At 74.6% G+C, this 13,315-nt stretch carries 14 protein-coding genes; 12 read left to right on the plus strand and 2 right to left on the minus strand.

From position 1 onward, the window contains the following. Nucleotides 1-24: 24 nt before the first annotated feature. Nucleotides 25-1,872, minus strand: a complete 1,848-nt coding sequence (gene glmS / locus SCATT_RS17165; RefSeq protein ID WP_014144352.1) for a glutamine--fructose-6-phosphate transaminase (isomerizing) — start codon at nucleotides 1,870-1,872, stop codon at nucleotides 25-27. Between the two features lie 235 nt (nucleotides 1,873-2,107). On the opposite strand from glmS, the gene SCATT_RS17170 reads away from it, so the two are divergent. The 5 genes from SCATT_RS17170 to SCATT_RS17190 all read left to right on the plus strand — a co-directional run bounded on the left by SCATT_RS17170 (nucleotide 2,108) and on the right by SCATT_RS17190 (nucleotide 6,564). Further along, complete coding sequence (locus SCATT_RS17170) at nucleotides 2,108-3,136, plus strand: L,D-transpeptidase (RefSeq protein ID WP_014144353.1); 1,029 nt, start codon at nucleotides 2,108-2,110, stop codon at nucleotides 3,134-3,136. Between the two features lie 55 nt (nucleotides 3,137-3,191). Continuing rightward, nucleotides 3,192-4,367: an alanine racemase gene (gene alr, locus SCATT_RS17175; protein WP_014144354.1), complete on the plus strand. Its 1,176-nt coding sequence runs from the start codon at nucleotides 3,192-3,194 to the stop codon at nucleotides 4,365-4,367. 2 nt (nucleotides 4,368-4,369) lie between these two features. After that, nucleotides 4,370-5,587 carry an alpha/beta fold hydrolase gene (locus SCATT_RS17180; protein WP_014144355.1) on the plus strand — a complete coding sequence of 406 codons (1,218 nt, stop codon included), beginning with the start codon at nucleotides 4,370-4,372 and terminating at the stop codon, nucleotides 5,585-5,587. Nucleotides 5,588-5,665: 78 nt separating this feature from the next. Continuing rightward, nucleotides 5,666-6,187: a tRNA (adenosine(37)-N6)-threonylcarbamoyltransferase complex ATPase subunit type 1 TsaE gene (tsaE, locus tag SCATT_RS17185; protein ID WP_014144356.1), complete on the plus strand. Its 522-nt coding sequence runs from the start codon at nucleotides 5,666-5,668 to the stop codon at nucleotides 6,185-6,187. 158 nt (nucleotides 6,188-6,345) lie between these two features. After that, complete coding sequence (locus SCATT_RS17190) at nucleotides 6,346-6,564, plus strand: hypothetical protein (RefSeq protein WP_014144357.1); 219 nt, start codon at nucleotides 6,346-6,348, stop codon at nucleotides 6,562-6,564. 24 nt (nucleotides 6,565-6,588) lie between these two features. Here SCATT_RS17190 and SCATT_RS17195 read toward each other — a convergent pair whose 3' ends face one another. After that, entirely contained in the window at nucleotides 6,589-7,152 is a 564-nt protein-coding gene (locus tag SCATT_RS17195; protein WP_014144358.1) for a L,D-transpeptidase, read from the minus strand. Between the two features lie 822 nt (nucleotides 7,153-7,974). On the opposite strand from SCATT_RS17195, the gene tsaB reads away from it, so the two are divergent. From tsaB to SCATT_RS17230, 7 genes are all read left to right on the plus strand, one after another. Then, nucleotides 7,975-8,640, plus strand: a complete 666-nt coding sequence (gene tsaB / locus SCATT_RS17200; RefSeq protein WP_014144361.1) for a tRNA (adenosine(37)-N6)-threonylcarbamoyltransferase complex dimerization subunit type 1 TsaB — start codon at nucleotides 7,975-7,977, stop codon at nucleotides 8,638-8,640. 23 nt (nucleotides 8,641-8,663) lie between these two features. Further along, nucleotides 8,664-9,164, plus strand: coding sequence for a ribosomal protein S18-alanine N-acetyltransferase (rimI, locus tag SCATT_RS17205; RefSeq protein ID WP_173405728.1), 501 nt, complete (start codon nucleotides 8,664-8,666; stop codon nucleotides 9,162-9,164). Continuing rightward, nucleotides 9,157-10,254 (plus strand): tRNA (adenosine(37)-N6)-threonylcarbamoyltransferase complex transferase subunit TsaD, encoded by a 1,098-nt coding sequence (tsaD, locus tag SCATT_RS17210; protein ID WP_014144363.1) that lies wholly within the window; start codon nucleotides 9,157-9,159, stop codon nucleotides 10,252-10,254. The genes rimI and tsaD overlap by 8 nt, the downstream gene beginning before the upstream one ends. Continuing rightward, nucleotides 10,251-10,544, plus strand: a complete 294-nt coding sequence (locus SCATT_RS17215) for a hypothetical protein (protein WP_014144364.1) — start codon at nucleotides 10,251-10,253, stop codon at nucleotides 10,542-10,544. Before tsaD ends, SCATT_RS17215 begins: the two co-directional genes overlap by 4 nt. 96 nt (nucleotides 10,545-10,640) lie before the next feature. Next, nucleotides 10,641-11,216, plus strand: coding sequence for a hypothetical protein (locus SCATT_RS17220; protein ID WP_014144365.1), 576 nt, complete (start codon nucleotides 10,641-10,643; stop codon nucleotides 11,214-11,216). Nucleotides 11,217-11,297: 81 nt separating this feature from the next. Continuing rightward, nucleotides 11,298-12,311, plus strand: a complete 1,014-nt coding sequence (locus SCATT_RS17225; RefSeq protein WP_014144366.1) for a TolB family protein — start codon at nucleotides 11,298-11,300, stop codon at nucleotides 12,309-12,311. Further along, a complete protein-coding gene (locus SCATT_RS17230; protein ID WP_231905113.1) occupies nucleotides 12,200-13,309 on the plus strand; it encodes a cell wall-binding repeat-containing protein in 1,110 nt (369 codons plus the stop codon). Before SCATT_RS17225 ends, SCATT_RS17230 begins: the two co-directional genes overlap by 112 nt. Nucleotides 13,310-13,315 lie beyond the last annotated feature (6 nt).

Consider the following 13,315-nt stretch of genomic DNA (forward strand, 5'->3'; position numbering starts at 1 on the left):
GCCGCGCCGCCCGCCGGGCGTCCCTCATTCGACGGTGACCGACTTCGCCAGGTTGCGCGGCTGGTCGACCTCGTTGCCCCGGGCGGTGGCCAGCTCGCAGGCGAAGACCTGGAGCGGCACGGTGGCCACCAGCGGCTGGAGCAGGGTGGGGGTGGCCGGGATGCGGATCAGGTGGTCGGCGTAGGGGACCACCGCCTCGTCCCCCTCCTCGGCGATCACGATGGTGCGGGCGCCACGGGCCCGGATCTCCTGGATGTTGGAGACGATCTTGTCGTGCAGCACGTCCCGGCCGCGCGGCGACGGCACCACGACGACGACCGGCAGGTCCTCCTCGATCAGCGCGATCGGACCGTGCTTGAGCTCGCCGGCCGCGAAGCCCTCGGCGTGCATGTAGGCCAGCTCCTTGAGCTTGAGCGCGCCCTCCAGGGCCACCGGGTAGCCCACGTGCCGGCCGAGGAAGAGGACGGTGTTCTTGTCCTTGAGCGAGCGGGCCAGCTCCCGTACCGGCTCCATGGTCTCCAGCACCTGGTCGACCTGCTTGGCGATGTCGGAGAGCTCACGGATCTGGGAGTGGATCTCGTCGCCCCACTTGGTGCCGCGCACCTGGCCGAGGTAGAGCGCGACCAGGTAGCAGGCGACGAGCTGGGTGAGGAACGCCTTGGTGGAGGCGACGGCGACCTCGGGGCCGGCGTGCGTGTAGAGCACGGCGTCGGACTCGCGCGGGATCGTCGAGCCGTTGGTGTTGCAGATGGCGAGCACCTTGGAGCCCTGCTCCCGGGCGTGCCGCAGCGCCATCAGGGTGTCCATGGTCTCGCCGGACTGGCTGATGGCGATGACCAGGGTGCGCGGGTCCAGGATCGGGTCGCGGTAGCGGAACTCGCTGGCCAGCTCCACCTCGCAGGGGATCCGGGTCCAGTGCTCGATGGCGTACTTGGCGATCATGCCGGCGTGGAACGCGGTGCCGCAGGCCACGATCACGATCTTGTCGGTCTCGCGCAGCGCCGAGGCGTCGATGCGGACCTCGTCCAGGGTGAGCCGGCCGTTGCCGTCGATCCGGCCCAGCAGGGTGTCGGCGACCGCCTTGGGCTGCTCGGCGATCTCCTTGAGCATGAAGTAGTCGTAGCCGCCCTTCTCGGCGGCGGAGGCGTCCCAGTCCACGTGGTACTCGCGGACCTCGCCGGGGTTGCCGTCGAAGTCGGTGACGGTGACCCCGTCCCGGCGCAGCTCGACGACCTGGTCCTGGCCCAGCTCCACGGCGTTCCGGGTGTGCGCGATGAACGCGGCGACGTCCGAGGCGAGGAAGGTCTCGCCGTCGCCGACCCCGACGACCAGCGGGGAGTTGCGGCGGGCGCCGACCACCACGTCCGGGGCGTCGGCGTCCACCGCCACCAGCGTGAAGGCGCCGTTGAGGCGGCGGCACACCTGACGCATCGCCTCGGCCAGGTCGCCGGTGGAGGAGAACGCCTCGGCCAGCAGGTGGGAGACGACCTCGGTGTCGGTCTCGGACAGCAGCTCGTGGCCGCGCTCGGCCAGCTCGGCGCGGAGCTCGGCGAAGTTCTCGATGATGCCGTTGTGGACGACGGCGACCCGGCCGGCGTTGTCCAGGTGCGGGTGGGCGTTGGCGTCCGTGGGGCCGCCGTGGGTGGCCCAGCGGGTGTGGCCGATGCCGGCGGTACCGGCCGGCAGCGGGCGCTCGGCCAGCTCCTTCTCCAGGTTGGCGAGCTTGCCCGCCTTCTTGGCGGCGGCCAGCCCGCCGTCGGCGAGCACCGCGACCCCGGCCGAGTCGTAGCCCCGGTACTCCAGGCGCTTGAGACCGGCGATGACCACGTCGAGGGCGTTCTGGCTGCCCACGTATCCAACGATTCCGCACATGGGGGCCAGCTTAGGTGCACCGCGGACGGGCCGTTGCCACCGCCCGTCCGGCGGGGTCGAATGCCGCCCTTAGGGGGATTGGTGCCCGGCGAAGGGGTGGACCGGCGGCGTGCGGCGCGGTCGGCGGGGCCCGGCTGGCTACGTGTGGGCCGTGTCGGAGGCCGCGCGAGGTGCTCGCGCTTTCGTCGTCGGGAAGGCCGGTGCGATGACTGCTTGGAGAACGAAGAGGGGCCGGGTGGGACTGCTCGCGGCGGTGGCGGTGCTCCCGCTGGCGCTGAGCGGTACGGCCGCGGGGCACGGGCCGGGGCATCCGCCGGGCCACGGCGCCGGCCGCGCGGAGGTGTCCGGCGCGGCAGCGGGGCACGGCCACGGCCACGGCCGCCCGAAGGACCGCCGCCGTACCGTGCCGCCGGTGCCCGCCGGGCGCGGTACGGCCGGCGTGCCGCTGGGGCAGCTGGTGCCGGGCATCCCGCTGCCGCCCGGGGTCGGCGACACGCCCGACCAGGTCTACTCCCCGCCCCGGGTGCTCCGGGGCCACCCGGCGCCCCCGGACCGGCACGGCCCGGAGCCCACGGCGGCGCAGCTCGCGGCGGCCGAGCGGGTGGAGTACGTCCCGGCGGACGACGCCGCCGCGGTGCACCGCGGGGTGCGCCCGTACTGCTCGCCGCACACCGGCCCGTACCAGCGCGAGGTGGAGCGCTTCCTGGGCCTGACGCCGTCCCGGGGCCGGCAGACCCCCGTCACCTGCGAGGCGATCCGCCGGTACCAGCAGGACCACCGGATCCGTCCGGCCATCGGCTTCGCCGGGCCGGTGACCTGGGGGATCATGCAGGACGAGGAGGCCGAGGAACGCGGCGCCGACGAGACGCAGCGCGAGCTGCTGGCCCACTCGCGCTGCCCGGCCGGCCCCTACCGGATCGCCTGCGTCGACCAGAACAGGCAGGTGATGTGGGTGCAGCGCAACCACCGGGTGGTCTTCGGCCCGGTACGGGTGCGCACCGGTCGGCCGTCCACCCGCACCCGCAACGGCCTGCACCGCGTCTACCTGCGGCACCGCCACTGGACGTCGACGATCTACCACACCCCGATGCCGTACGCGCAGTTCTTCGACGGCGGCATCGCGTTCCACGGCGTCTACGAGTCGATCTACGCCCCGCCCGGCAGCTACGGCTGCGTCAACATGCGCCTGAAGGATGCCAAGCGGCTGTGGCGCGTGCTCCACATGCGCGACCGCGTCTACGTGTGGGGCCACAAGCCGGCCTGATCCGCGTCAGGTAGGTCACGGCGCGCCCGGGCGGCGGCCTGAGACACTGGCGGGGATGAACGAGGACGAGGCACCCGGCACCACGGCGCGCACGTGGGCCGAGATCGATCTGGCGGCCCTGCGGGCCAACGTGGGCGCGCTGCGGTCCCGGCTGACGGGCGGCGCCGCGCTGATGGCCGTGGTCAAGGCGGACGCGTACGGGCACGGCATGGTCCCGTGCGCCCGCGCGGCCCGGGCGGCCGGGGCCGAGTGGCTGGGCACGGCGACCCCGCAGGAGGCCCTGGCGCTGCGCGCGGCCGGGGTCGACGGGCGGGTGCTGTGCTGGCTGTGGACGCCCGGCGGCCCATGGCGCGAGGCGATCGAGGCCGACGTCGACGTGACGGTGAGCGGGATGTGGGCGCTGCGGGAGGTCACCGCCGCCGCCCGGGCCGCCGGCCGCCCGGCCCGGGTGCAGCTCAAGGCCGACACCGGGCTGGGCCGCAACGGCTGCCAGCCGCACGACTGGCCGGAGCTGGTGGCCGCGGCCCGCGCCGCCGAACGGGACGGGCTGCTGCGGGTCACCGGGGTGTGGTCGCACTTCGCCTGCGCCGACGAGCCCGGCCACCCGTCCATCGCCGCCCAGCTGACCGCCTTCCGGCAGGCGCTGGCCACCGCCGAGGCGGCCGGCCTCGACCCCGAGGTGCGCCACATCGCCAACTCGCCGGCCACCCTGACGCTCCCGGAGTCCCACTTCGACCTGGTGCGCACGGGGGTGTCGATGTACGGCATCTCGCCGGTGCCGCAGCTCGCCGGGCCCGCCGAGTACGGGCTGCGGCCGGTGATGACGCTGCTGGCGAACGTCGCCTCGGTCAAGCGGGTCCCCGGCGGCCACGGCGTCTCCTACGGCCATCTGTACACCACGCCGGGCCAGACCACGCTGGCGCTGATCCCGGCCGGGTACGCGGACGGCATCCCGCGGCACGCCTCGGGCACCGGTCCGGTGCTGGTGGCCGGCAAGTGGCGGACGGTGGCCGGCCGGGTGGCCATGGACCAGTTCGTGGTCGACCTCGGCGGGGACACCGCGCGTACCGGTGAACGGGCGGTGCTCTTCGGCCCCGGCGACCGGGGCGAGCCGACCGCCGAGGACTGGGCGCGGGCCGCGGGCACCATCGCGTACGAGATCGTCACCCGGATCGGCCCCCGGGTGCCGCGCGTCCACCTCGGCGCGGACGACGGGCCCGTGGGGCGGTAGCCGTGGCACGGGGTGGTGGCGCGGCCGACGGCACCGGTGGCGCGGCGCGCACCGCGGGGCTGCTCGGCGCGGCGATCGGGGTGCTCGCGGCGGGCGCGGCGGCCGGTGTCGCGGTAGAACGGATGACCGTGGGACGCGGCATACGACGCAAGGCACGGCTCGCGCTCGACGCGGCGGGTCCCTACGGCACGCTGCGCGGTGAGCCGGGCACCACCCGCGCCGAGGACGGCACCGAGCTGTACTACGAGGTGGAGGAGGCCGCCGCGCCGGCCGGCAACGGCGCCGCACCGCTGACCGTGGTCTTCAGCCACGGCTACTGCCTCAACCAGGACTCCTGGCACTTCCAGCGGCTGGCGCTGCGCGGGCTGGTCCGGGCGGTCTACTGGGACCAGCGCAGCCACGGGCGTTCCGGGCGCGGGGCCGCGCAGCGCGCCGGGGAGGCGGCCACCATCGACCAGCTCGGCCGCGATCTGAAGGCGGTCATCGACGCGGCGGCGCCGCACGGCCCGCTGGTGCTCGCCGGTCACTCGATGGGCGGCATGACGGTGATGGCGCTGGCCGAGCAGTTTCCCGAGCTGATCGCGGAGCGGGTGGCCGGGGTCTTCTTCGCGGGGACGTCGGCGGGGAAGCTGGCCGCGGTGACGCTGGGGCTGCCGGCCGCGGGCGCCAAGGCGTTCCGGGTGCTGGCCCCGGGGGTGCTGCGGGCGCTGGGCAGCCAGGCGGCGCTGGTGGAACGCGGCCGGCGGGCCACCGCCGACCTGTTCGCCGGGATCGTCAAGCGCTACTCGTTCGCCTCCGAGGTCGACCCGGGGGTCGCCAGGCTCGCCGAGCGGATGATCGAGTCGACGCCGATCGACGTGGTCGCCGAGTTCTACCCGGCCTTCACCGAGCACGAGAAGATCGAGGCGCTGGTGGTGCTGGACGGGCTCCCGGCGCTGGTGGTCGCCGGTGACAAGGACCTGCTCACCCCGCTCGAACACAGCGAGGCGATCGTCGAGAAGCTCCCCGGGGCCCGGCTGGTGGTGGTCCCCGAGGCGGGCCACCTGGCGCTGCTGGAGTACCCGGAGCTGGTCAACGCCGAGCTGGCGGCGCTGCTGGTGGAGGCCGCCGGGACGGTCGGTGCGCCGCTGCCGGAGGCCGTCCGCGAGCTGGCCCGGCACGACGGCACCGGCGGGACGGACGACGACCCCGCGGCGGACGCCCCGGCCGAGGGACGTTGACGTCCCCCCGGGTGGGCCGGGGCTCGACGCGTCCGGCCTTTGGGGGCGGACGGCGGCGTCCGCGTAGCATCCGTAGGCATGGGTACGACTCAGGACGCTTCGCAGGCCCCGGTACAGGTGCGGATGGTGCTCGGCACCGCCGAGGAGACGCGGGAGCTGGGCCGGCGGCTCGCCGCGCTGCTGCGCCCCGGGGACCTGGTGGTGCTCAGCGGTGAGCTGGGCGCGGGCAAGACCACGCTGACCCGGGGCATCGGTGAGGGGCTGGGGGTGCGCGGCGCGGTGACCTCGCCCACGTTCGTGATCGCCCGGGTCCACCCGTCGCTGACCGGCGGGCCGGCGCTGGTGCACGTGGACGCCTACCGGCTCGGCGGCGGCCTGGACGAGATGGAGGACCTCGACCTGGACGTGTCGCTCACCGAGTCCGTGGTGGTCGTGGAGTGGGGTGAGGGCAAGGTCGAGGAGCTGACCGACGAGCGGCTGCACATCACCATCCACCGCGGCCTGGGCGAGGACAACGACGACGGGCGGCAGATCGTGCTGACCGGGGTGGGCCCGCGCTGGGCCGGTGGCGAACTGGCCGCGGCGACGGCACCCCGCTGACCTTCGCCCAACGATCCCTCGCCAATTCCGTCAACATTCCGACAGGGCGTCGGGAAAATGTTGCGTCGGCGGTACCAGGCGTGTTCTGCTGGAGGTAATGAGCGGTTAGGGCTGCCTAACTTACGACTTGCCCGACTCGTCCGTACCAGGAGGCGCACATGTCGGCCGACGGCCGCGCCGAAACGGCGCCCGAGGTGTTCCGTGACCCGGCGGCCCCGCCGCGGGGCGAGGAGTCGATGCCGCCGATGAGCGTGCTCCTCGCCGCCGGCGCGGCGGCCGAGGCGGTGTGCACCCCGCCGAGCCCGCCCGAGCCGGATGCCGATCCGCAGGACGGCCCCGACCCGGAGCGCCCGTCGCGTCAACGCGACGCCGCGTAGTCCCTCACTCGTTCGGCGCAATCGCTACGGGGTCACCACGACGGTCGCGCCCTTGGGCGCGAAGGGCCACATGGCGTCGCCGTCGGCGGTGCGCTCCCGGATGCCGCCGGTCTTGATCCCCGGGTTCTGCGCGGTCGGCAGCGAGCCGTCCACCGCGGCGCTGAAGCCGATGTTCCGCCCCTCGACCACGTCGAAGACGATCAGGTGCTCGATGGCCACCTTGTCCGAGCCGGTCGTCTGGGGGGCGCGGTACGTGACGTGGTACGTGCCCGGGGCGGGGGCCAGTGTTCCCGGTACGACCGGGAACGTGCGGGCCACGTGCCCGTCGGCCTCGACCAGCCAGACCCGCTTGCCGGCCAGCGAGTACACGACGCGCTTGCCGCTGCCGGAGTCGGCCGGCACCGCCGGGGTCCGCGGCGCGGGCGGCTTGCTCGGCGCGGTGCTCGGCTTCGCCTGCGCCGAGGTCGCCGGATGCGCCCGCCCGGTGTGGTCCGGCGCCGCCGACGCCTGCCAGGCGAGCACGCCGACGCCGGCGAGAGCCGCTGCGGTGAGCCCGGTGACGATGGTGCCGGAGGCGATCCTTGCCATGCGGTGACGTTAGCACTTGGCTTCGCCGCTCAAACGTCCGATCACCCCGCTCTCCCTGGCCCCCCACCGGGGCGGGGGTGCCCCCGCACCCCCGACGCTCGCGCGGCCCGAGCCGGCCCCCTGCCCGGTGGGTGGTTGGTGGGGTTTTGGTTTGGTTCGGCACCGGGGTGGTTCGCCTACTGCCGGTACGGGGTCGGGGGCGCGCCGGGGGTGACTCCTCGCTCCCCGTATCCGCCACAGCTTGGCTCCGCCCCGCTGGGTCGCTGCGGGGACACCCCCGGCACACCCCCTTGTGCCGTCGTGCGGGTGCCTCTCTTCGCGGGTGGGGGTGAGTGAGGAGGTTGGGGTGACCCCGGTCTTTTTCTCACCCCCTCCGTGCCGCAGCGCGGAACGAGACCGGACGGGGGCGTGCAGGGGTGTCCCCGCAGCGACCCAGCAGCCGGAGCCAAGCCTTGGCGGATACGCGGAGCGAGGAGTCACCCCGGAGGGCCCCCGGAAACCCAGGCAGACAGTGCGCATCCCGCGCTGTACGAACACAGCCACGGGTGGGCGGGGGGAAGCATCAGTGACGCCAGCCACGACGAGACGGGGGATCGGGCGCGCCCGGGGGAGGCAATGGCTGACCGCCAGCGCGAGCGAACCCTCACCCCGGAGGGCCCCCGGGAACCCAGGCAGACAGTGCGCACCCCGCGCTGTACGAACACAGCCACGGGTGGGCGGGGGGAAACAGCTGTGACGTCAGCCACGACGAGAGCGGGACCGGGGGCACCCCGAGGGGTCCGTGGCTGACGGGGAGCACCCCCACAGCCTTAGGCTGTGGGGGTGCTTCTACTCGCTTTGGACACCGCCACCCCCGCCGTCACCGCCGCCCTCCACGACGACACCACCCTCCTCGCCGAGCACACCGTCGTCGACGCCCGCCGCCACGGCGAACTGCTGCTGCCGGTGGTGGACCAGGTGCTGCGCGACGCCGGGGTGAAGCTGGACGCGGTGACCGATGTCGTGGTGGGCGCCGGGCCGGGCCCGTACACCGGGCTGCGGGTCGGGCTGGTGACCGCCACGTCGTTCGGGGACGCGCTGGGCGTACCCGTGCACGGCGTGTGCACCCTGGACGCCATCGCGTACGCCGCCGGCCGGGCCGGGCTGACCGAGGGGCCGTTCACCGTGGCCACCGACGCCCGGCGCAAGGAGGTCTACTGGGCGCGGTACGCCTCGCCGCTGGAGCGGATCGGCGAGCCGGCCGTGGACCGGCCCGCCGAGATCGCCGAGCGGGTGGCCGGGGTGCCCGCGGTGGGCGCCGGGGCCGCGCTCTACCCGGAGGTCTTCGGCGACGTCCGCGAGCCCGCGCACGTCTCGGCGGGGGCGCTCGCCGCGCTGGCCGCCGAACGCCTCGCCGCGCACGGCACATTCCTGCCGCCGCTCCCGCTCTACCTGCGCCGGCCGGACGCCCAGGTCCCGGCCGGGTACAAGGCGGTGCTCCCCAAGTGACCGCCGCACCGCTCCTGCGCGAGATGCGCTGGTGGGACCTGGACGCGGTGACGGAGCTGGAGAACGATCTCTTCCCGGACGACGCCTGGTCCCGCGGGATGTTCTGGTCGGAGCTGGCCGACGCCCGTCATCCGGCGGCCACCCGGCACTACGTGGTCGCCGAGGAGCCCGACGGCCGGATCACCGGTTACGCGGGGCTGGCGGCGGTGGCCGGCACCGGTGACGTACAGACCATCGCGGTGGCCCGCGACCGCTGGGGCTCCGGCCTCGGCGCGCGGCTGCTGACCGAGCTGCTGCGGCAGGCCACCGCTTTCGAGTGCCGTGAGGTACTCCTGGAGGTACGGGTGGACAACACCCGTGCGCAACGCCTCTACGAGCGCTTCGGCTTCGAGCCGATCGGCTTCCGGCGCGGCTACTACCAGCCGGGCAACGTGGACGCCCTCGTGATGCGCCTGACCCTCGCGCCCGGTGGCGACGCCGCCGCTGGCGCCTCCGAACCCGTACAAGGACTGACCCATGGCTGACGAACCCCTCGTCCTCGGCATCGAGACCTCCTGCGACGAGACCGGGGTGGGCATCGTGCGCGGCCACACGCTGCTCGCCGACGCGGTGGCCTCCAGCGTCGACGAGCACGCCCGCTTCGGCGGCGTCGTCCCGGAGGTGGCCAGCCGGGCCCATCTGGAGGCGATGGTCCCCACCATCCAGCGGGCGCTGAAGGACGCCGGGGTCACCGCGCGCGACCTGGACGGGATCGCGGTGACCGCGGGCCCGGGCCTGGCCGGCGCGCTGCTGGTCGGCGTCTCGGCGGCCAAGGCGTACGCGTACGCGCTGGGCAAGCCGCTGTACGGGGTCAACCACCTGGCCTCGCACATCTGCGTCGACCAGCTGGAGCACGGCCCGCTGCCGGAGCCGACCATGGCGCTGCTGGTCTCCGGCGGCCACTCCTCGCTGCTGCTCGCCCCCGACATCACCGCCGACGTCCGTCCGATGGGGTCGACCATCGACGACGCGGCCGGGGAGGCGTTCGACAAGGTGGCGCGGGTGCTGGGGCTCGGCTTCCCGGGCGGCCCGGTGATCGACCGGTACGCGCGGGAGGGCGACCCGGAGGCGATCAGGTTCCCGCGCGGGCTGACCGGGCCGCGTGATCCCCTGTACGACTTCTCGTTCTCGGGCCTGAAGACCGCGGTGGCGCGCTGGGTGGAGGCCAGGCGGGCGGCCGGCGAGGAGGTTCCGGTGGCGGACGTCGCCGCCTCGTTCCAGGAGGCGGTCACCGACGTGCTGACCCGCAAGGCGATCCGGGCCTGCAAGGACAACGGCGTCGACCACCTGATGATCGGCGGCGGCGTGGCGGCCAACTCGCGGCTGCGCGCCATGGCCGAGGAGCGCTGCGCGGACGCCGGGATCAGGCTGCGGGTGCCGCGTCCCAAGCTGTGCACGGACAACGGCGCGATGGTGGCCGCGCTCGGCGCCGAGATGGTGGCCCGCGGCCGGCGCCCCTCGGACTGGGAGCTGCCCGCCGACTCCTCGCTGCCGGTCACCGAGCCGCACGTCCCCGGCCACGCGCACGATCACGACCACGTGCACGAGGTGAGCAAGGACAACCTGTACGCATGACGGTCGCGCTGATGTGGGAGGCCCGGGCCGCCGAGGGGCGCGGCCCGGAGCTGCTGGCGTGGGCGCGCGGGCGGCGTCCGGCGGGGCGTCCGCTGCGCCACGAGGTCTTCGCCGCGCCGGACGACCGGGTGCTGGTGATCACCTGGTGGCCCGGCGGTTACGCCGCCGAGGTGCCCGAACTCCCCGAGCCGCCGGGCGAGTTGGTGCGCCGCGCGGTGCACCGGTGGCGTTTCGAGTCGCTCGGGCCGGTGGTGGCGCCGGAGGGCTCCGGGGCGGGTGAGGTCGGCTAGGTTCCCCCGTTCGGAGGGATTGGCGGCGACCGGCTCCTGCGCGGCGGCCGTGCTCCGTACGCTGACCGGGGCTGCTGCCTACCCCAGGGGGTGCGGATGGGCGACACGGAGCGCGAGCGGGCACTGCGGAAGCGGGCCGACGTCCTCGCCGCGGCCCTGGTGGTCCTGGGGTGCACCCCGGAGCGGGCCGAGGACGCCACCGTCGACCTCGCCGTGCAGCACGCCACGCTGCTGGCCGCCGCCCTGGCCCCGTACGGGGAGGACGCCCCCGACCCGGACACCGTCTACGGCGGCCCCGCGGTCTTCGCGCTCGCCGCGCAGAACGTGCACGGGCGCCCGGTCCACCGCCACATGCCGGTCCACGACCACCTGATCAGCCTGCTCGCGGTCGCCGCCGACCACGTACGCGCCCTCTTCGGCGCCGACGGCGACGGCCACCCGCAGCCCAGGCTGCTGCTGGCCACCCGGGGCTTCCTGCACGCGCTGATCGGCACCGCCGGACGCACCGCCCAGCACCTGCGTTCCGCCTACATGGGCCCCACCGGGCGGCAGGCGCCGTCGGGCGCGGAGACCATCTCGTACGCGGTGGACGGCGACGTACTGGCCCGGGCGGCGGCCGACGCGGCGCACGCCGCCGAACGGCTGCGGACGGAGCTGGACCGGCTCACCTGACGCCTGATGGAACACCTGTTCCCCGGATTGGTCCGGACCGCTAGAGTGGCGCCCTCCTTTTCAGGATCAGTGGGGGCACAATTGAACATTCTCCGGCGCCGCGGACTCGCGGCGCTCACCACCGCGGTCGCGTTGACCGCGGGCACCACCGCGCTGGCCGTCCCGGCGGCGTCGGCGGCCAGCACGCCGTCCGACGGCCTGATCGCCATGGACAACGGCAACGGCATCCTCACCGTCCAGCCGGACGGCGGCGGCCTGCGGTCCCTGGGGGGCGGACTGCGGCAGCCGGCCTGGTCACCGGACGGCAGCCGGCTCGTCTCCGACGACGTGACCGGGCTGAGCACCCAGCGCTACGACGGCACCGGCTCGTACGCCCTGCCGTCGGCCACCGGCGCCTTCCAGGACCCGGCGTACTGGTACGCCGCGCAGGACGTGGTCTTCAGCTCGGCCGGGCGCCTGATGGCCCAGCGTTCGGACGGCACCACCACCGCGTGGCAGGTGCTCTCCGCGGCCCACGAGCCGTCGGGCGTCTGCGACGACCACCCGGCCGCCGAATACCGGCACGGCTACCTGTACTTCGCCCGCCACACCGGGCGTTCCGGCAACGGGTGCGCGGGCGCCTCGGCCATCTGGAAGTACGACCCGGCGACCCGCGCGGTCACCAAGGTGGCCGACAACGCCGACCAGCCGGCCGTCTCGTCCGACGGCGGCAAGCTCGCCTTCGTCCGCACCGTGGCCGGCCACCGCCAGGTCTTCACGGCCCGCGCCGACGGCTCCGGCGCCCGCCGGCTCACCACCGGCGACACCGACCACACCGATCCCGACTGGGCGCCGACCGGCACCCGGCTGGTGATGGAGGCGACCTCGGCCACCACGCACGACGTGGTGATCACCGACGCCGCCGGCACCACGACCACCACGGTGTACGGCAACGGCTACCACCCCAAGTGGCAGCCGTTGCGCACCGATCACGTGATGCGGGTGTGGGGGAACAACGCCTCGGCCACCGCGATCGCCGGCTCCCGGTTCAACTGGGCTGGGCCACCGTCGGCCACCCCGAGGCGGGTCTGCTGCCGGCCACGGCGGCGGTGCTGATCAGCGGCGCCAACTCGGTCTACGCCCCGCTGGCGCCCGCGCTGGCGGCACGCAAGGGCGGCCCGGTGCTGCTGACCTCCAAGGGCGGCCTGGACGCCCCGGTGCGGGCGGAGCTGAAGCGGATGCTGCCGCGCGGCCGGACGGTCTACCTGATCGGCGGCACCGACGTGCTGAGCCAGGCGGTGGCCACCAAGGCCGCCTCGCTGGGCTACACCGTCAAGCGGCTCGCGGACTCCTCCCGGTACGGCACCTCGGTGGCGGTCGCCAAGGCGAGCACCAGCAGCCCGCGTGACGTCTTCCTGGCCACCGGCACCGACTACCACTCCGCCCTCGCGGCGGCCGGGGCGGCGGGCGCGGGCGGCGAGACGGGCGGTGTGGTGCTGCTGACCGACGACTCCACCATGACCACGTCGGTCTCCGCCTACCTGGCCCGCCTCGACCCCGCCAAGGTCCGGCTGATCCCGGTCGGCGGCACCGCCAAGAACGCGCTGCTGCGGGCGTACCAGGCCGGGCACATGCCCAGGTGGCCGCACCGGATCCAGTACTACCCGGTGATCGGCTCCTCCAGCGCCGACACCTCGGTGCGCCTGGCCCGCATGTGGTGGCGCGGCCCGGTCCAGCCCTCCCTGGCGAGCGTCAACAGCTGGCAGGACGGGGTGACCGCGTTCTCCTCCGGCGGGCTGTACGGCCCGGTGGTGTGGACGGACTCCGCACGGCTGACCGCCGTCGACGCCCGGTACCTCAGCGACGTCTCGGCGTCCGCGCGGAGCGTCGTCGTCTACGGCGGCACCCCGTCGGTCGCGCAGAACGTGGTCACCACCGTCGGCAACGCCATCGCCACCCCCGGCCACTGGGCCTACGAGCCGTGGGCCGGCGGGATCGCGCCCAAGGCGGCGTTCGCCCTGAGCACCGCGGGGTCCGCCCCGGCCGCGCCGGCGGTACGGGAACCGGGTACGGCCGACGGCGGCCCGGGCACCCCGGTGACCACCACCCGCTGACCTGAC

This window comes from Streptantibioticus cattleyicolor NRRL 8057 = DSM 46488, from assembly GCF_000240165.1.
GTDB classification, from domain to species: Bacteria; Actinomycetota; Actinomycetes; order Streptomycetales; family Streptomycetaceae; genus Streptantibioticus; species Streptantibioticus cattleyicolor.